This is a genomic window from Micromonospora inaquosa (genome assembly GCF_003857055.1).
Taxonomy (GTDB): domain Bacteria; phylum Actinomycetota; class Actinomycetes; order Mycobacteriales; family Micromonosporaceae; genus Micromonospora; species Micromonospora inaquosa.
Genome location: NZ_QGSZ01000346.1, coordinates 1 through 17,573 on the forward strand (window position 1 = coordinate 1; position 17,573 = coordinate 17,573).

Below are 17,573 nucleotides of genomic sequence, written 5' to 3' on the forward strand. Positions count from 1 at the left end.
GTGGGGTGGGGTTGGTTAGTGCGGGGTGTGGTTGCGGGTTGTTAGGCCGGTGGTGATGCGGACGGTGGTGCCGGCGGTGCCGGTGGCCACCTCCATCGCGTCGGTCAGTTCCCGGGCCAGCCAGAGCCCCCAGCCGCCGGCGGTGTCCGGGGCCGGCCGACTGCGGTCGCCCAGCCGCTGCGGGCTGATCCCGTGCCCGTGGTCGGCGACCTCGCAGCACAGTGCGCCCGATTCGCGCCAGAGTCGCAGCCAGCCGCGCCCGCCGCCGTGCCGAACCGCATTGGTGATCAGCTCGTTGATCGCGAGCACGAAGTCGTCCAGCCGTTGGCCGCTGAGGCCCGAGGCATGCGCGCAGGAGGCGACCGAGTGTCGAATCTCGGTCACCTGGGCCTGGTCAAAGGCTTCGGCGATCAGGAGGGCAGGTTCGATGGGCACAACCGTACGCGGTGCGTGCGGGTCTGCGTTCGTCATGGGCCCGTCCCGGCGGCGCATCTCGGAGTATTTCGCGGCTTTTCCACCGTACGTCAGGGTTTCCCGAACCGCACTCGCTGCTCGCCGTGCGTCCGGCCGGTTGTGGCATCCTGACCGCCATGCCGTCGCCGCCGGGTGGTTTCGAGGTGCCGCTGTGGCGTGCGCTCACCGTGTTCAGGCTGGCCTCCCTGGCGTACGTCTGCGCGCTCGCGGTGCGCGACGCCGACCGGTACGCCCGCCCGTACGCCGTCGGGGCCCTGATCCTGCTGATGATCGCCTGGACCGGGGCGACAGCTATCGGGTACGCCCGACCGGCCTGGCGGCGCTGGCCGCTGCTGCTGGCCGACCTTTTGGTGGTGGTGGCCATCGTGCTGGCCACCCCGTGGGTGGTTGGTCGGACGGCGCTCACCCACGGCGTACCCACCCTCGGGGTTGCCTGGATGGCCGGTCCGGTGCTGGCCTGGGCCGTCTCCGGCGGCCGGCGGCGAGGCACTGTCGCCGCGCTGATCGTCGCCGGCGCGGACCTGGCCACCCGGGAGCGGATCGGCCAGTCCTCGTTCACCGGCGTGATCCTGATGCTGCTCGCCGGGGTGGTGGTCGGGCACGTGGCCCGGCTGGCGGCGAGTGCCGAGGAGCGGCTGCAGCGCGCGGTGGAGTTGGAGGCCGCCACCCGGGAGCGGGAGCGGCTGGCCCGGGGCATTCACGACTCGGTTCTGCAGGTGCTGGCGCTGGTGCAGCGGCGCGGCGCTGACCTGCCCGGGGAGGCCGGCGAGTTGGCCCGGCTGGCCGGCGAGCAGGAGGCCGCGCTGCGGGCGTTGATCGCCGGTGCCGGCCCGGCCGCCGAGAGCCTCCCGGACGGCGGCGAGGCGGTGGACCTGCGGACCCTGCTCGGCCGGTACGCCTCGGCGGCGGTGGCGCTCTCCGCCCCGGCCACCCCGGTGCCGCTGCCCCGACGGGTGGCCGGAGAGTTGGCCGCCGCGACCGGCGCGGCCCTGGACAACGTGGGGCGGCACGCCGGTGGGCGGGCCTGGGTGCTGATCGAGGACGAGGGGGCGACGGTGACAGTGTCGATCCGCGACGAGGGGCCGGGCATCCCGGCCGGCCGGCTGACCGAGGCGGCCGCCCAGGGGCGGCTCGGCGTGACCCAGTCGATTCGGGGCCGGGTGACCGACCTGGGCGGGACGGTCCGGATCGTGTCCGCGCCCGAGGCGGGCACCGAGATCGAACTGAGCGTGCCGAGGTCATCGCGGTGAACCCGATCCGGGTGATGGTGGTGGACGACCATCCGATGTGGCGGGAGGGGGTGGCCCGCGACCTGACCGAGGCCGGTTTCCTGGTGGTGGCGACGAGCGGCGAGGGACGACAGGCCATCCGGGTGGCCGCCGCCGCCCGCCCCGACGTCGTCGTCCTCGACCTGCAACTACCGGACATCTCCGGCGTCGAGGTGATCCTGGGATTGCGCGGGGCGCTGCCCGCCGTACGGGTGCTGATGCTCAGCGCCAGCGGGGAACAGCAGAGCGTGCTGGACGCGGTGAAGGCCGGGGCCACCGGATATCTGGTGAAGTCGACAGCGCCCGCCGAGTTCCTGGAGGCGGTCCACCGCACTGCGGCCGGCGAGGCGGTCTTCACCTCCGGCCTGGCCGGGCTGGTGCTCGGCGAGTATCGCCGGCTGGCCGCCGGACCGGGGCGGGGGACCGGCGGGGCCGACGCTGCCGAACCCGCCACGCCCCAGCTCACCGAACGGGAGACGGAGGTGCTGCGGTTGGTGGCGAAGGGGATGTCGTACAAGCAGATCGCCCAGCGGCTCGGCCTGTCGCACCGCACCGTGCAGAACCACGTGCAGAACACCCTGGGCAAGCTGCAACTGCACAACCGGGTCGAGCTGACCCGGTACGCCATCGAACGCGGCCTGGACGACTGAAGCGGGACGTCAGACCGAGCGCGGCGGCTCCGTCTCGTGGATGGCCAACTCCTCGGCGGTCGCTCCGCCCCCGGCCGATCCGGCGTCATACGCCACCGAGTCGGTCTCCTGGTCGGTGTGCGACCCCTCGTCCGGCTCCACCAGCCGGCCCACCGTGGCGTCGGCCGAAGTGCCGAGCTGACCGTGGTCGTAGAGGGAGACGGGTGAGTTCGGGTCGGAGGTCGGCCCCGGGTCCATCACGTCGGCGTCCAGCTGAGCCTCCGCCGCGGCTTCCAGATTGTCCGCCTCGAAGGCGATCTTCGGGTCGATCGTGCCGGCCAGCGGGTCGTCCACCGGGCGCTCGTAGACCTCACGGTCGAGCTTGTAGTCCAACGACTCACCGTCGAGCTGCTCCTCAGCGGTCGTTCCGAACCGGTCCACCGCCACCGGCGTCCGGTCGCCGGGCAGCTGGGCCGGGTCCGGACCGTCCGCCTCCCGCCCGGTGAGGACGTCGTCGTTGGCGGTCGAGTCGTCATCGGCGGTGTCGGGCAGACCTTGCGCCTCGGTGTCGGACACGGGGGTCGGGTACTCGTTGTCGCGCATGTCTGATCACTACCCGCTGCCCTCCCGCCATAACCGGGTGACCGTCGGCGATACCGCGCCGAACCGGGCACCGATGGCCAAAACCCGGTCAGGCGGGTTCGTCGTCCGGGTGCAGCACACACCACACGACCTTGCCGTCCGGTACGGCGCTGCTGCCCCAGCGGCGGGTCACCGTGTCGATCAGCAGCAGGCCCCGGCCTCCGGCCCGGTTCGGCGGGGATATCCCGGCGAACGTCGGCCGGAGCGGAGAGTGGTCGCGAACCGCCAGGTGCAGGGTGGTCTCCTGGGGTGCCAACCGAACCGTCATCGGGGTCTGGGCGTGCGCCACCACGTTGTTGACCAGCTCGGTGATCGCGATGCACGCCGGGTCGGTGAGAGTCGGCATGCCCCACCGCGCGCACCCGGTGGTGACCAACTCGCGTGCCTGCCGGGCGGCTTCCACCGCCGGGGCCAGTTCGGCGGTGAGCACCGCCGCCAGAGGTGTCGCCGCGACCGCGGCAAGCGCGCCGTCGAGCGTCGGCCAGGCCGGCACGCCGTCGAGCGCGGGATCCGGGTGGGCGGACGCGGCCACCGCCGGGTCACACAGCAGCAGATCCGCGGCGGGCCAGTCGGCGACCTCCCGGCGAATGTCGGCGAAGACGCGCCGACCGGCCGGGTCGACGACCCGCAGTCCGGTCACGTCGGCCACCACCGGACCGGGCCGGTCCGCGAGGCGGGCGAGCAGCGCGCCGCGTACCACCTCGGCTCCGGCGGCGTCGAGCACACCGGTCAGCCGGACCACCGCCGACGACTCGTCGACTTCCACGAGACAGCTCGCCATGATCGCCCCATTGTGCGCGCCGGTGACGGTCAGCGCATTCGGGCGCTCGACATCGGCCATCAGCGGTCCGACCGGGAGCGGCGGTTGATGGCCGCCAGGGTGCCGACAGCGGTGCCGGCGGCGGCCAGACCGAACGCGGCGGTCATCCGCACCAACTGCCGCCGCCGACCGTGCCAGCCGCCGTCCTGGCGCGCCTGGGCATCGGCGCGGAACACGTTGCCGCTGCTGTCCACCCGGGCGCCCGGCCCGAACTGGGTGCGGTGCGCGTACCAGCCGAGGGTGCGCTCCACCAGCGCGGGCGCCACCCGCCACTGCAGGCCGATCAACCGGGCCGCGCCGCCGGCGTACGCCTCGCGGCGGGGCCGGCGCAGCAGCCGAACAATGGTTTCAGCGACCACCTCCGGCGGGTAGATCGGGGGAGGCGGCACCAACTCCCGGCCGCTGTGGTTGCCGGTGTGCCGGAAGAACGGGGTGTCGATCGTGGCCGGCAGCACGGTGCAGACGGAGATGTGCCCCCGACCGGTCACCCGCAGCTCCTGTCGGACGGTGTCGGCCAGCCCTCGGATGCCGTGCTTGGTGGCGTTGTACGCCGACTGGTACGGCATGGCCACCTCGGCCAGCACCGAGGCGTTGTTGACCAGCACACCGCCACCGGCGGCGCCCAGGTAGGGCAGGGCCGCCTTGATGCCGTGCACCGCCCCGAGCAGGTTGACCTCCAGCACCCGACGGAACTCGGCGACCGGGATCTCGTCGAACAGACCCACGGCGCTGACCGCGGCGTTGTTCACCCAGGCGTCGATCCGGCCGAACTCGGCCGCCGCCTGGTCGGCCAGTCGCCGCACCGACTCCAGGTCGGTCACATCGGTCGGTACGACCAACGCCTGACCGCCCAACTCCCGGCACCGCTGGGCGACCTGTCGCAGGGCGGGCTCACTGCGGGCGGCCAGCACGACGGCGGCGCCCCGGCGGGCCAGTGCGTACGCGGTCGCCGTGCCGATCCCGCTGGAGGCGCCGGTGATCACCACGGTCGAATCGTCGAGGCTGCGGGTCAGCGGCATTCCTGAGCGGTACCCCCGGTCGGACCTGGTCACACCAGCGACAGCTTGTCGATCATCGTCGACCCGTGCGGTCGTGTCGCCTGTGCTTGCCGTGGCGCAAGTGTCGGTGGCAGTCGCGCGGACTCTTCCTGATCTGCCAGGTTTCGGCTCAGCCTGGCGGGGTTAATGGGACGCTCTGACCGGGAGGACCACCGCCGAGGAAAGATCGCAGGGAGGTGACCCATGCGCGTCGGCCTCGTCTGCGCGCACGCCAGTTCGTACCGCCACGCCGACGGCCCACCGGTCGGCACCCGACAGCACATCGCCAGGGTCGCCGCGGAGTTGGCCGAGCGAGGCCATGACGTCCGGCTCTACGTCCGCCGGGACGACCCGGCGGGGCCGGCGACGATGGACGTCGACGGCTACCAGGTGCACCAGGTGCCCGCCGGCCCGCCCAGCCCACTACCCACCGCCGAGCTGATCCCGTACGTGACGGAGGTCGGCCGTTGGCTGGCCGACGAGTGGTCGGGTGCCTGGCGGCCCGAGGTGGTGCACGGGCACTACTGGGTCGGAGGCCTGGCCGCCGCCCACGCCGTTCGGGAGACCGACATCCCGGTGGTGCAGACGTTCCACTCGCTCGGCATCGAGCAGCTGCGTCACCTGGGCGGCCACTACGACGGGCCGGGCCAGCGGATCACGCTGGAGCGGGCGTTGACCCGGGCGGTCGACATCGCCGTGGCCCAGTCCAACGACGAGGTCGACGAGCTGACCCGGATGGGTCTGCAACGCAGTTCCGTCGCGTTGGTGCCGGCCGGCGTCGACATCGACCTGTTCCATCCCGACGGCGAGGCCGCACCGCGCGAACAACGGCCCCGCATCCTCTCGGTGGGCTCGCTCGCCGCAGGGCACGGCCAGGAGGACCTGATCCGGGCGATGCGGCTGGTCGGCGACGCCGAGTTGGTGATCGCCGGTGGGCCGCCAGCCGACCAGTTGGCCAACCACGCGGAGGCGCGACGGCTGCGCGAGCTGGCCGAGCAGATCGGCGTCGTCGACCAGGTACGGCTCGTCGGGGCGGTGCCGCACGACCAGATGGCCACCTGGTACCGGTCGGCGGACGTGGTCGCCTGCACGCCGCACTACTCCTCGGCCGGGCGGGTGTCGCTGGAGGCGATGGCCTGCGGGGTGCCGGTGATCGGCTACGCGATGGGTGGCCTGGCGGACGCCGTCGTCGACGAGGTCACCGGCCGCCTGGTGCCGCCCGGTGACGTCCGCGCACTCGGCGTGTCATTGCGCCGGCTGCTCGCCGACAACGCCGGCCGGTTCGCGTACGGACACGCCGCTGTGGACCGGGTGCGCAGCAGCTACACCTGGGAGCGGACCGCCGGCGCGTTGGAGCGTCTCTACGAGCGGGTGGTGAGCCGGCGCAAGCCGGTCGAGGCCTGAGCGGGGCGCCGGCCAGCACGAACCAGTCAGCCGGGCCGGCCGGCGCCGACCATGGCGTGGTCCCGACGGGCCGCCACCGAACGGTGCTGCTGCGGCTCGGCGTACCGGGTCAGGCCGATCACCGCGGCCAGGGTGACCAGGAAGCCGGCCGCGGCCAGCCACTCCCGACCCGGCCAGATCTTGTCGTTGAGCAGCAGCAGGCCGACGATCGCGGCCGGCACCGCGCCGGCGGCGTCCATCGCGGCGACCGCGGCGGTCGTCGATCCGCGCTGCATGGCCAGACCGAGCAGCAGCTGACCGACGATCGAGTGGGCGATCAACAGGTACAACAGCGGGTCGGCGAGGAACGCCTCGGCGGACGGCGCGGACGCCAGTGGCCGGGCGGCGACCGCCGCCGAGCTGAACGCCAGCCCGGCCAGTGAGCCGAGCGCCACCGAACCCGGCGCACCGTGCAGCCGCACGGCGAAGACACCGAGCACCGCGATCACGCCGAGCGCCACCAGCAGGGCGATCGAGCCGGCGGTGCCGAGCTGCTTCGACGGCGCCGGCCGGGCGGACAACACCAGTGCGGTGATCCCCGCGAAGAGCAGCGCCAACAGCACCACCTCCGCCGCCGGAAGTCGCCACTTCAACACCAGCACCCCGAGGATGGCGGTCACCCCGAGCCCGGCGGCCACGCTGGCCTGCACGAGGAAGAGCGGCAGGTCCCGTCGGGCCAGGAAGGCGAGCACGAAACCGCCGATCTGACAGCCGAGGCCGACCAGGTACGTCCGGTGCCCGGCGAGGCGCAGCAGCAGGCCCGGATCGAAGGTGTGGTGGACAGTGGTGCGGGCCGCAGCCACCGACTGGAGCAGGTTGGCGAAGCCATACGCGACGATCATCGCCGCGAGGAAGCACCAGCCGGAGGAGACCACCTGGCGAGGATAGAGGTTGCCGGGGGTCAGTGCGCGGCTGGTCGATTGAGGCGGGCGAGGATGTCGGCGTGCAGCACACCGTTGGTGGCCACCACGCTGCTGTCGGTGCCCGGAGCGCCCGCCGGGGTCGGTCGACCGGACAGATCCGTGACCGTGCCACCCGCCTCCGTGATGATCGGCACCAGCGCCGCCACGTCCCACAGGGACAGCTCCGGCTCGGCCATCACGTCGAGCGCACCCTCGGCCAACAGCATGTAGCCGTAGAAGTCGCCGTAGGCCCGGCTGCGCCAGCTGCCCCGCATCAGGTCGAGCACCGCGTCGAGCCGCCCGGCTTCCTCCCACCCGTTCAGTGAGGAGTAGCAGAAGCTGGCGTCCGCGACCTCACGCACCGCGGAGACACCGATCCGTTCGCCGGCCGCGGGGCCCGGCCCGGCGTACGCGCCCGCGCCCGCGCTGGCCCACCAGCGTCGCCCGAGCGCTGGTGCGGACACCACGCCGACCGCCGGCAGGTCGCCGTCGTAGAGCGCGATCAGGGTGGCCCAGATCGGCACGCCACGGACGAAGTTCTTGGTGCCGTCGATCGGGTCGATGATCCACCGGCGGCCGTTCGGGTCGGTCGACGGCTGCGCGCCGTACTCCTCACCGAGCAGCCCGTCGGACGGCCGGTGCTCGGCCAGCAGGGCGCGGATCTCCCGCTCCACGGCGGTGTCCGCGTCGGAGACCGGCGTCAGGTCGGGCTTCGCCTCGACGCGCAGGTCGAGCGCGCGGAACCGGGCCGTGGCGATGGCGTCGGCCCGATCGGCGAGCAGGTGGGCGAGGGTGAGGTCGTCGGCGTACCCGGTCATGCCGGCAACCTAGCCCACGCCCGACGGGTCACTCGTCGGGCCCGCGCCGGTCGCCCTCGCCCGGCCCGCGCTGGTCGCTGTCGCCGCGCGAGTCACCCTCGCCCGCGCGGGAGGCGAGCAACCGACGGTACGAGGCCAGCCGGCGTGGATCGGCCTTACCGGCGGCCACCCAGGCGTCCAGCCCACAGTCGGCCTCGTCGGCCGTGTGCGGGCAGTTCGGTGGGCAGTCGACGGTGCCCTCGACCAGGTCCGGAAAACCGTGCAGCAGGCTGTCGGCCGAGACGTGCGCCAACCCGAAACTGCGAATCCCGGGGGTGTCGATGATCCAGCCCGGATCGGTGTCGACCCCGGGCACCGGTGGCAGCCGCAACGCCACCGCACTGGTCGAGGTGTGCCGGCCCCGGCCGATCGCGCTGACCACGCCGACCGCGCGCAGCGCGTCCGGAACGAGGCGGTTGACCAGCGTCGACTTGCCCACCCCGGAGTGCCCGACCAACACCGACACCTTGCCGCTCAGCAGCGCACGGAGCGCGTCGAGGTCGGAGTCGGGACGGTTGAGCACGTACGGCAACTCCAGCTCGGTGTAGTAGCCCAGCACCTCCTCCGGCCCGGCCAGGTCGGCCTTGGTGAGGCAGAGCAGCGGCTCGACGTCCGCGTCGTACGCGGCCACCAGGCAGCGGTCGATGAACCCGGTGCGCGGCGGTGGGTCGGCCAACGCGCTGACGATCACCAACTGGTCGGCGTTGGCCACCACCACCCGTTCCAGCCGACCCTCGGCGGTGGTCTCGTCGTCGTCGGCGGTGCGCCGCAGCACCGAGCGGCGCTCGGCGATCCGGACGATGCGGGCGAGCGCGCCCTCCGCGCCGGACGTGTCGCCGACCAGACTGACCCGGTCACCGACCACCACCGACTTGCGGCCCAGCTCGCGGGCCCGCATGGCGGTGACCATGGGCAGCTCGGCGCCGACCACGCCGCGTTCGGCCCCGGACAGCACGCAGGTGTAGCGCCCCCGGTCGACGGCGATGACGAACCCGTCGACCGCGTCGTTGTGCTGCGGGCGGGTGCGCGTACGCGGGCGCGAGGACTTTCCGGGCCGGACCCGCACGTCGTCCTCGTCGTACTCCCGCCGTTTGGTCGCCAGGGCCTTCCTCCGTCGCGTCAGCTCTTGCCGGTCACCATCGCTGACCATAGTGCCGGGAACTCGGGCATGGTCTTGGAGGTACACCCCACGTCGTCCACCTCGATGCCCGGAACGGCGAGCCCGGCCACCGCGGCGGCGTGCGCCATCCGGTGGTCGTGGTAGGTGCGGAAGACCCCGCCGCGCAGCGGGCGGGGGCGGATCTCCAACCCGTCCGGTGTTTCGGTGATGTCCGCCCCGAGCCCGCCGAACTCCCGCGCGAGCGCGGCGAGCCGGTCGGTCTCATGGCCCCGGATGTGCCCGACGCCGGTGAAGACCGACGGCGAGTCGGCCAGCATGGCCAGCGCGGTCAGCACGAGGGTCAGCTCGCCGACGTCGGACAGGTCGGCCGTCAGGCCGTGCACCACGCCGGTGCCCCGCACGGTCAGCCCTTCGGTGGAGAGGGTGACCTCGCCGCCCATCCGTTGCAGCAGCGAGCGGAGCTGCTCGACCGGCTGCGCGCTGCTGTGCGGCCAACCCTGCAGGGTCACCTCACCGCCGGTGACCAGGGCGGCGGCGAAGAACGGCACCGCGCCGGAGAGGTCCGGCTCGATCTCCCAGCCGCGCCCGGTGAGCGGGCCGGGCTCGACGGCCCAGACGTCGGGGGTGCTGTCGTCGACCGCCGCGCCGGCGGCCCGCAGCATCTGCACTGTCATTCGCAGGTGCGGGGCGGACGGCACCGGTGGGCCGACGTGGCGCACCACGACACCCCTGTCGAAGCGCGGGGCGGCCAGCAGCAACCCGGAGACCAGCTGGCTGGAGGCGGACGCGTCGATCACCACCTCGCCGCCGGTGATCCGGCCGGTGCCGAGCACGGTCAGCGGCAGGCTGCCGGTGCCGGTGACGTCGATCCGGACGCCCAGCGAGCGCAGCGCGTCGACCAGTGGGCCGAGCGGACGGGTGCGGACGTACGGGTCACCGTCGAAGGTGACCTGCCCGTCGGCCAGGCCCGCCACCGGCGGCACGAACCGCATCACGGTGCCGGCCAGCCCGACGTCGACGTGGGCGGGGCCGACCAGTGGGTGCGGGCGGAGCAGCCAGCGCTCGTCGTCGCTGATCGAGACGTGTGCGCCCATCGCCCGCAGGCCGGCGGCCATCAACTCGGTGTCGCGGGCGCGCAGTGGCCGGGCCAGCGTCGACGGGCCGGCAGCCAGCGCGCTGAGCACCAGGGCGCGGGCCGTCATCGATTTGGATCCCGGCAGGCGCAGCGTCGCCGCCACCGGGTCGGATGCGGTCGGTGCGGTCCACGGCTGCGGTGGCCGGGTCGCTGTCAGGTTCCCCACGGTTACATTCTGCCGTGTCGGCGGGTGGTCGGCGGCAGCCGGCGTTCGCGCTCCCGGTTGGCGGGACAGCCGACGGGGCCTCCGACGCGTTAGCGTGTTCCCCATGTGCGGCAGGTACGCGACGACCCGGAGCTCTGGCGAGCTGAGCGCGCTGTTCGAGTCGTCCGACGACTCCGACGGTCTGGTTCGGGTCGATCACAACGTCGCGCCGACCGACCCGGTGCCGTTGGTCCGGCTCAGTCCGGAGGGGCATCGCAGCCTCTGTGTCGGCCGCTGGGGTCTGTTGCCGCACTGGTCCCGGTCCACCTCGGGAGCTGCCCGCATGATCAATGCGCGGGCGGAGACGGTGGCCACCAGTCGGGCGTACGCGGGCTCCTTCTCCCGTCGCCGCTGCCTGGTCCCGGCCGACGGCTGGTACGAGTGGGTCCGGCTGCCCGACGGCGGCCGACAGGCGTACTTCATGACCCCCCGGGATGGTTCGGTGCTCGCTCTGGCCGGCATCTGGTCGGTCTGGGAGTCCGACGTCGAGACCCGGCTCACCTTCAGCGTGCTGACGACCGCGGCGCTCGGCGACCTGGCCGAGGTGCACGACCGGATGCCGGTGCTGCTGCCGCCCGAGCGTTGGTCGTCGTGGCTCGCGCCGACCGACGAGCCGGGGCGGCTGCTCACTCCGGCGTCGGCGGAGCAGTTGGCGGGGCTGGAGATCCGCCCGGTGGGTGCGGCGGTGGGAGACGTTCGCAACGACGGGCCGCAACTGACCGCCCGGGTGGCGGTGGCGCCGACGGTGACACCCCAGGAGCTGACCCTGTTCTGACGCCGCCCCGCATCGTTGTCCGCCGATTTGCCGGGGTTCCGCGCATTCGTCTCCCGATTGTTCGGTCATGTTCCCGGCAGACCCTTGTCCCGGTGTCGCCAAGTGCGATAGAACACAGCGCCGGTAGTGGTCATCGATTCGCACGGGGCGGACGACGTCCACAGTTCTTGCCGGTCCCACGGGGGAGGTGGGCGGATGACACGGGCACGTATGCCGCGTCCGCACGAGGTGGCGGCGGCGCGGCGGGATCCGCGACTGCTGCGGGCCGTGCGGGAACGGCGACAGGACGACGCGTGGCGCACCAGAGGCACCTGCCAGAGCGTCGATCCGGAGACCTTCTTTCCGGCACCGAACGAGCCGGCGGACGCCGCCGTCGCGCTGTGCCGCAGTTGTGATGTGCAGGGGTCCTGCCTGGCGTGGGCCCTCGATGTCGGTGACTGCCACGGCGTCTGGGGCGGCACCACGCCGAGGGAGAGACGGGCCATGCTGGTCGCCTGGCGTGGCGAGGTCGACCCCGACCCGGACGCCATCGACGACGCCGGCCCACCGGTGCGCGATCGCCTGCTCACCCTGGTCCCGCTGAGCTGACCGGCGGCCCGGTTCGCATCCGTCGCCCGGCCGGCGGCGCAGAATGGGTCGATGCCATCCAGCAACGCCATCGACACCCCGCGCGGTCCGGCGCGGATCGACACCGACCTGCCGGTCCGCCCGGCCACCGCACTGCTCGTCCTCGGGCACGGTGCGGGCGGCAGCGTCGACGCGCCCGACCTGCTCGCGGTCCGGGACGCGTCGGTCGCGGCCGGCCTGGCGGTGGTCCGGGTGACCCAGCCGTACCGGGTCGCCGGTCGACGTGCGCCGGCACCGGCCGGTCACCTCGACGAAGCCTGGGCGGCGGTGCTCGGCGTGCTGCGCGACCGGCACGCCGACGTGTCGACGGTGGTGGTCGGTGGGCGTTCCAGTGGCGCGCGGGTGGCCTGCCGGACGGCCCGTGCGGTGGGCGCGGCCGGCGTGGTCGCGCTGGCCTTCCCGCTGCACCCGCCCGGCCGGCCGGAACGCTCACGGGCCGCCGAACTGGACACTGGTCTGCCGACGGTGGTCGTCAACGGCGACCGGGACCCGTTCGGGACGCCGGAGCCGGGGCCGACCGTGCGGGTGGTGAGCCGCCCCGGTGAGACGCACGATCTGCGTCGGGATCCGGCCGGCACCGCCGCCGCCGTGCGCGACTGGCTGTACGCCCAGGGCTGGGCGGCCGGCTGACCCGGCGTGGCCGGCTCGCCGGGGCACCGTTTCCGGCGCCGGGCACGGGTCGTTGCATCCGATGGTGCCGCCGGCCCGATCAGGGCCGGTGACACCAGTCCTCCCAGGCCCTTCCTGGTCCCAGCGCCGGCCGCCGTCGGGGCCGGGACCAGGAACGGGAGGCCGGGACGGAATGCCCCAGTGGTCATCTCGCGTTACTACCCCCGGACGACTTTTCTGCGAGGGGGTGACCGGTGCCAACCGAGACACGAAGCCTGGAACGGGATGAACGGGACGCCCGGCAGCTGAAGCGGCTGCTGGATGGCCCGGAGTGGCCCGCGACGGCGGGACCGGGCGGGGTGGGTGCGGTGAGCATGGGCACACCAGCCGGAAGTGAATCTGCGGGTAGGTCCGTGCGCGTATCCTCGGCGGGAAAGCATCCGACGCGAGGGGATGTGCGGTTGACGACCGAGAAGACGGACGAGCGCAGGGCCCGATTCGAGCGGGACGCGATGCCATTCGTCGATCAGCTCTACGCTGCTGGGCTGCGAATGACGCGCAACCCGGCGGATGCCGAGGACCTGGTCCAGGAGACGTACCTGAAGGCGTACGCGGCCTTCCACCAGTTTGAGCAGGGCACGAACCTGAAGGCCTGGCTCTACCGGATCCTGACCAACACCTACATCAACTCCTACCGTAAGCGGCAGCGCCAACCGATCCAGGCGCCCACGGAGGAGATCACCGACTGGCAGCTCGCCGAGGCCGAGTCGCACACCTCCAGTGGGTTGCGCTCCGCCGAGACGGAGGCACTGGACCGGCTGCCGGACAGCGACGTCAAGGAGGCCCTCCAGCAGTTGCCGGAGGAGTTCCGCCTGGCCGTCTACCTCACCGATGTCGAGGGCTTCTCCTACAAGGAAGTCGCGGACATCATGGGCACGCCGATCGGCACCGTGATGTCGCGTCTGCACCGTGGCCGTCGTAATCTGCGCAAGCTGCTCGAGCGCTACGCGGGGGAGCGGGGCTTCAGTGCGGCCCGCTCGGCGAAGGGCTCGACCGCCGCCGCTGCCGGCCGGGAGGTGTGACGTGAGCTGTGGGGAGCCGCACGAGACGGACTGCCGCGAAGTCCTCGCGGAGGTGTATCTCTACCTGGATCTGGAGTGCGCCGACGAGCGCCGCTCGCTGATCCGGCACCACCTGGACGAGTGCGGGCACTGCCTGCGCGAGTACGGGTTGGAGCAGGAGGTGCGGGCGCTGGTGGCTCGTTGCTGTGGCAACGAGACCGCTCCGGACGAGCTGCGCGAGCGGCTGCGGGTCAAGCTCACCGAGCTGGTGGTCTTCGAGACCAGCGACTCCCGTGAGCTGGCCGACTGAGCCTATGAGCTGGCCGACCGAGTGTCGGCGCCAGCTGGCAAGACCGGTGGCCCGGGTCGATGTCGACCCGGGCCACCGGTGTACCCGGCCTCGGCCGGTTGAGCGGCGACGGGCAGCCGGCCCGTCGACCCGTTCAGGAGTTGGGACGCTTGCCGTGGTTCGCGGCGCTCTTCTTACGGGCCTTCTTCTTCCGGGACTTCTTCGCCATGCTGACCTCCTCGTGATGGGTCGGATCCGTCCTGCGCACGACCTCGGCGCCGATGCAGCCACCGGCGGTCCGGCGTCGGGTCCGACCCGCTGATGGTAGTGCGGTCGGCACCCGCCGCCTTCCCCAGGGCGGGCCTGCCATCCCGGCTGCGCCCGCTGACCGCCCACCGCCGGTCGACGCATGATTGGATACATCGGCAGGCACGTCGCGAAGAGGGAGGGCCTGGACATGGCCGAGGAGATCCGCGCCGAGATGGTGGCCAACGTCTGGAAGGTCGTCGCCACGGCGGGTGACACGGTGGCTGAGGGTGACACCCTGGTGATCCTCGAGTCGATGAAGATGGAGATCCCGGTCGTCGCCGAGTCCGACGGTGTGCTCCAGCAGCTTGCCGTGCACGAGGGCGACGTCGTGCAGGACGGTGACCTGATCGCGGTGATCGCTTGACCGGGTTGCGGGTCCGTCCGGCGGAGCCCGCCGACTTCCCGGCGGTGGCCCGGCTGACCGTTGCCGCGTACGAGGCGGACGGGCAGCTCAAGGGCGAACACGGGTACGGCGAGGTGTTGGCCGATGTGTCGACCCGGGCCGCCAGCGGCGAGGTGCTGGTCGCTGTCGACGAGGCGACCGGGGCGGTGCTCGGCTCGGTCACGTTCGTGCTGCCGGGCACACCGTTCGCGGAGCTGTCCGGGCCGGGCGAGGCGGAGTTTCGGATGCTCGCGGTCGACCCGGGCGCTCAGGGGCGGGGTGTCGGTGCGGCGTTGGTCGAGGCGTGTGTCGACCGGGCGACCGAGTTGGGTTGCACCGCGGTGATGATCTGCGTCCGGGCCGGGATGGCCGATTCGGCGCATCGGCTCTACTCGCGGCGTGGGTTCGTCCGCTCGCCGGAGAAGGACTGGGCACCGGTGCCGGGCGTGGACCTGCTCGGCCTGCGCCTGGAGCTGACGCGCCGCTGAGCCGCCGACCGGCCGGTGGTCCGCCTACCGGCCGGCGGTGCTGAGCCGTCTACCGGCTAGCCGGGCCGGACGGGCCCGGGTCAGGCGTCGGGCTGCGTGCCGATGGCGGCGAGCAGCTCGTCGGCCACCTCCAGCGCGAGCTTGCGGCGTTCGTCGTCGGTGATGTGCGGCGCGCGTACCGCGAACCAGCTGGTGTGCACCGCGAACAGGGACAGCACGGCGCGCAGTTGGGCGGCGGGGGAGTCGTCGCCCCGGCAGAGCGCCTCGGCCAGCTCCATCATCCGGCCGCGCATCTTCTGGCCGGAGGAGAGGCTCTTGAGCGCGGTCTGGTTCTGCTCGAAGAAGCGCATCACCGACGGCTGGCTGCCGTCGAACATCGTGTCGGCGTAGCGGGAGATCAGCTCGCGCCGGGTGTCCAGGGTGGCGGGCTGGGTGGCGGCCCAGGCGGTCAGCGCGTCCATCCGCTCCAGTCGGTCCTCGACGAAGCTGGCGACGATGTCGTCCTTGCTCTTGAAGTGGTAGTAGAGCGCGGCCTTGGTGACGTTGAGGCGTTCGGCGATCTCCCGGAGCGAGGTCTTCTCGTACCCCTGCTCGGTGAAGAGTTCGAGCGCGACGGCCTTGATCCGTTCCCGCGTTCCGCCGCCTGTGCTCTCGCTCACTCACGCCCTCCAACTGACTTGACCGTTGCTCGTACCCAAACTTACCGTGCGGCTAGTAAGGTGACTAGCCGGGCGGCAAGTAAGTACGGCAATCCTCGGGGGGAGCTTACCCATGACTCAGGCAACCCAGACCGGCACACGACCCAACAACATCCGGGTCGTGCTGTTCGGGCTGATGATCGCGATGATGCTCGCGATGCTCGACAATATGATCGTCAGCACCGCGTTACCGCGGATCGTTGGCGAGTTCGGCGGGCTCAACCACTTCACCTGGGTGGTTACCGCGTACGTCCTGGGCACCACCGTCTCGACCCCGATCTGGGGCAAGCTCGGTGACCTCTACGGCCGCAAGTCGGTCTTCCTGACCTCGGTCGTCGTCTTCCTGATCGGCTCCGCGCTCTGCGGCATGGCCGGCTCGGCGATGTTGGGCGGCCCGCAGGACGGCATGGTCCAGCTCATCGCGTTCCGGGCGGTGCAGGGCCTCGGCGCCGGCGGCCTCATGGTCGGCGTGATGGCGATCATCGGTGACCTGGTGCCGCCCCGCGAGCGCGGGCGCTACCAGGGCATGATCGCCGGCATCATGGCCATCGCCATGGTGGCCGGCCCGCTGGCCGGTGGCTTCATCACCGACCACCTCTCCTGGCGTTGGGCGTTCTACGTGAACCTGCCGCTGGGCGGTGTCGCGCTGCTCGTGCTGATCACCACCATGCACCTGCCGAAGTACCGCACCGAGCACCGGATCGACTGGCTCGGCGCCGGGCTGCTCTCGGTCGGCATCACCGCGATCGTGCTCATCACCACCTGGGGCGGCAACGAGTACGCCTGGGCGTCGCCGCAGATCTTCGGCCTGGCCGTGCTCGCGTTGGCGGCGTTGGTGGTGTTCGGCCTGGTGGAGCGTCGTGTCCAGGAGCCGATCCTGCCGCTGGCGCTCTTCGCCAACCGCAACTTCGCGCTGATCTCGGTCATCGGCTTCCTGCTCGGCTTCGCGATGTTCGGCGCGATGAACTTCCTGCCGCTCTACCAGCAGACCGTGCAGGGGGCGTCGGCGACCAACAGTGGTCTGCTGCTGCTGCCCCTGATGTTCGGCATGCTGGTCGTCTCGCTGGTCATCGGCCGCGCGATCACCAGGAACGGTCGGTACCGGGCGTACCCGATCATCGGTGGCGTGGTGATGACGGGGGGCATGGCGCTGCTGTCCATGCTCGACACCGACACCAGCAAGTTGATGTCCTCGCTGTACATGATCGTGCTCGGCGTCGGCATGGGCTTCCTCATGCAGACGTCGATGCTGATCGCGCAGAACAGCGTGGAGCAGAAGGACCTCGGCGCGGCCAGCGGCGCGGCCACCTTCTTCCGGTCGATCGGTGGCTCGTTCGGCATCTCGCTGTTCGGTGCGATCTTCGCCAACCGACTGGCCAGCTCCGAGGGCGGTCGTGCCTTCGGTGGCGGCGAGGCCGGCGCCGGGATGGACCTTGAGAAGCTCAAGGAGCTGCCCGCCCAGGCTCGTGAGGCGGTGCTCGGCGGTCTCTCCGACGCCATCTCGCACGTCTTCCTCTGGGCGGTCCTGTTCACCATCGTGATCCCGGTGCTCGCCTGGTTCATTAAGGAGATCCCGCTGCGCACCGCGAACGAGGCGCCGCAGGCAACCCCGGAGGAGGACGCCGAGGTCGCCCTCGGCAAGGCCGCCCCGGTCGCCTGACCCAACCCCGAACCTCCGCGATCTTGCACTTTGTGCGCGTGCATAAGCACTGTTTCCGACAAAACGGCGACAGTAAGTGCAAGATCGCGGGGGTTGGCGGGGACTTAGCGGCGGCGCAGACGTTGCCAGAGCCGGCGCAGGGG

Annotated in this window: 21 protein-coding genes; 11 read left to right on the top strand and 10 right to left on the bottom strand. The window is 72.1% G+C overall.

The genetic code is table 11. The features are described 5' to 3' along the window. Nucleotides 1-15: 15 nt before the first annotated feature. Nucleotides 16-471, bottom strand: a complete 456-nt coding sequence (locus tag DLJ59_RS31660) for an ATP-binding protein (protein ID WP_124777553.1) — start codon at nt 469-471, stop codon at nt 16-18. A gap of 119 nt (nt 472-590) precedes the next feature. Between DLJ59_RS31660 and macS the strand changes: the two genes are divergently transcribed. Continuing rightward, complete coding sequence (macS, locus tag DLJ59_RS31665; protein WP_124777555.1) at nt 591-1,724, top strand: MacS family sensor histidine kinase; 1,134 nt, start codon at nt 591-593, stop codon at nt 1,722-1,724. A gap of 14 nt (nt 1,725-1,738) precedes the next feature. Beyond that, nucleotides 1,739-2,392 (top strand): response regulator, encoded by a 654-nt coding sequence (locus DLJ59_RS31670; protein WP_124777585.1) that lies wholly within the window; start codon nt 1,739-1,741, stop codon nt 2,390-2,392. 9 nt (nt 2,393-2,401) lie between these two features. On the opposite strand, the gene DLJ59_RS31675 is transcribed toward DLJ59_RS31670, so the two are convergent. From DLJ59_RS31675 to DLJ59_RS31685, 3 genes are all read right to left on the bottom strand, one after another. Next, entirely contained in the window at nt 2,402-2,974 is a 573-nt protein-coding gene (locus DLJ59_RS31675; RefSeq protein WP_124777557.1) for a DUF5709 domain-containing protein, read from the bottom strand. A gap of 88 nt (nt 2,975-3,062) precedes the next feature. Next, nucleotides 3,063-3,854, bottom strand: coding sequence for an ATP-binding protein (locus DLJ59_RS31680; RefSeq protein WP_124777559.1), 792 nt, complete (start codon nt 3,852-3,854; stop codon nt 3,063-3,065). Then, entirely contained in the window at nt 3,854-4,885 is a 1,032-nt protein-coding gene (locus DLJ59_RS31685) for an SDR family oxidoreductase (RefSeq protein WP_244236330.1), read from the bottom strand. Before DLJ59_RS31685 ends, DLJ59_RS31680 begins: the two co-directional genes overlap by 1 nt. A gap of 189 nt (nt 4,886-5,074) precedes the next feature. Between DLJ59_RS31685 and DLJ59_RS31690 the strand changes: the two genes are divergently transcribed. After that, complete coding sequence (locus DLJ59_RS31690; protein WP_124777561.1) at nt 5,075-6,274, top strand: glycosyltransferase; 1,200 nt, start codon at nt 5,075-5,077, stop codon at nt 6,272-6,274. A 26-nt stretch (nt 6,275-6,300) separates the two neighbouring features. Here DLJ59_RS31690 and DLJ59_RS31695 read toward each other — a convergent pair whose 3' ends face one another. Genes DLJ59_RS31695 through aroA form a run of 4 tightly spaced genes read right to left on the bottom strand, consistent with a single transcriptional unit; the run spans nt 6,301 to nt 10,493 of the window. Continuing rightward, nucleotides 6,301-7,155, bottom strand: coding sequence for a hypothetical protein (locus tag DLJ59_RS31695; RefSeq protein ID WP_425271477.1), 855 nt, complete (start codon nt 7,153-7,155; stop codon nt 6,301-6,303). Between the two features lie 59 nt (nt 7,156-7,214). Next, nucleotides 7,215-8,033 carry a histidinol-phosphatase gene (gene hisN, locus DLJ59_RS31700; protein ID WP_124777563.1) on the bottom strand — a complete coding sequence of 273 codons (819 nt, stop codon included), beginning with the start codon at nt 8,031-8,033 and terminating at the stop codon, nt 7,215-7,217. Nucleotides 8,034-8,061: 28 nt separating this feature from the next. Continuing rightward, a complete protein-coding gene (gene rsgA / locus DLJ59_RS31705) occupies nt 8,062-9,222 on the bottom strand; it encodes a ribosome small subunit-dependent GTPase A (protein WP_124777565.1) in 1,161 nt (386 codons plus the stop codon). Continuing rightward, nucleotides 9,192-10,493, bottom strand: a complete 1,302-nt coding sequence (aroA, locus tag DLJ59_RS31710) for a 3-phosphoshikimate 1-carboxyvinyltransferase (RefSeq protein ID WP_124777567.1) — start codon at nt 10,491-10,493, stop codon at nt 9,192-9,194. Before aroA ends, rsgA begins: the two co-directional genes overlap by 31 nt. Nucleotides 10,494-10,596: 103 nt before the next feature. Here aroA and DLJ59_RS31715 point away from each other — a divergent pair, with 103 nt between their 5' ends. The 5 genes from DLJ59_RS31715 (at nt 10,597) to rsrA (ending at nt 13,914) form a co-directional block, all read left to right on the top strand. Further along, a complete protein-coding gene (locus tag DLJ59_RS31715) occupies nt 10,597-11,307 on the top strand; it encodes an SOS response-associated peptidase (RefSeq protein ID WP_124777569.1) in 711 nt (236 codons plus the stop codon). A 195-nt stretch (nt 11,308-11,502) separates the two neighbouring features. Then, a complete protein-coding gene (locus DLJ59_RS31720) occupies nt 11,503-11,895 on the top strand; it encodes a WhiB family transcriptional regulator (protein WP_124777571.1) in 393 nt (130 codons plus the stop codon). A gap of 51 nt (nt 11,896-11,946) precedes the next feature. Next, a complete protein-coding gene (locus tag DLJ59_RS31725; protein WP_124777573.1) occupies nt 11,947-12,564 on the top strand; it encodes an alpha/beta hydrolase family protein in 618 nt (205 codons plus the stop codon). A gap of 233 nt (nt 12,565-12,797) precedes the next feature. Further along, on the top strand, nt 12,798-13,625 hold the full coding sequence (locus tag DLJ59_RS31730; protein ID WP_124777575.1) for a sigma-70 family RNA polymerase sigma factor: 828 nt from the start codon (nt 12,798-12,800) through the stop codon (nt 13,623-13,625). Between the two features lies 1 nt (nt 13,626). Further along, nucleotides 13,627-13,914: a mycothiol system anti-sigma-R factor gene (rsrA, locus tag DLJ59_RS31735; RefSeq protein WP_124777577.1), complete on the top strand. Its 288-nt coding sequence runs from the start codon at nt 13,627-13,629 to the stop codon at nt 13,912-13,914. Nucleotides 13,915-14,047: 133 nt separating this feature from the next. Here the strand turns inward: rsrA and DLJ59_RS38365 are convergent, their stop codons facing one another. Then, nucleotides 14,048-14,122: a 50S ribosomal protein bL37 gene (locus DLJ59_RS38365; protein ID WP_369814844.1), complete on the bottom strand. Its 75-nt coding sequence runs from the start codon at nt 14,120-14,122 to the stop codon at nt 14,048-14,050. Nucleotides 14,123-14,344: 222 nt separating this feature from the next. On the opposite strand from DLJ59_RS38365, the gene DLJ59_RS31740 reads away from it, so the two are divergent. Together DLJ59_RS31740 and DLJ59_RS31745 are read left to right on the top strand one after the other, a co-directional pair. Then, nucleotides 14,345-14,566, top strand: a complete 222-nt coding sequence (locus DLJ59_RS31740) for a biotin/lipoyl-binding carrier protein (RefSeq protein WP_208648903.1) — start codon at nt 14,345-14,347, stop codon at nt 14,564-14,566. Continuing rightward, nucleotides 14,563-15,072: a GNAT family N-acetyltransferase gene (locus tag DLJ59_RS31745; RefSeq protein ID WP_124777579.1), complete on the top strand. Its 510-nt coding sequence runs from the start codon at nt 14,563-14,565 to the stop codon at nt 15,070-15,072. The genes DLJ59_RS31740 and DLJ59_RS31745 overlap by 4 nt, the downstream gene beginning before the upstream one ends. An 80-nt stretch (nt 15,073-15,152) precedes the next feature. On the opposite strand, the gene DLJ59_RS31750 is transcribed toward DLJ59_RS31745, so the two are convergent. Beyond that, entirely contained in the window at nt 15,153-15,731 is a 579-nt protein-coding gene (locus tag DLJ59_RS31750; RefSeq protein WP_124777581.1) for a TetR/AcrR family transcriptional regulator, read from the bottom strand. A gap of 112 nt (nt 15,732-15,843) precedes the next feature. Between DLJ59_RS31750 and DLJ59_RS31755 the strand changes: the two genes are divergently transcribed. Beyond that, nucleotides 15,844-17,430: an MDR family MFS transporter gene (locus tag DLJ59_RS31755; RefSeq protein WP_124777583.1), complete on the top strand. Its 1,587-nt coding sequence runs from the start codon at nt 15,844-15,846 to the stop codon at nt 17,428-17,430. Nucleotides 17,431-17,573 lie beyond the last annotated feature (143 nt).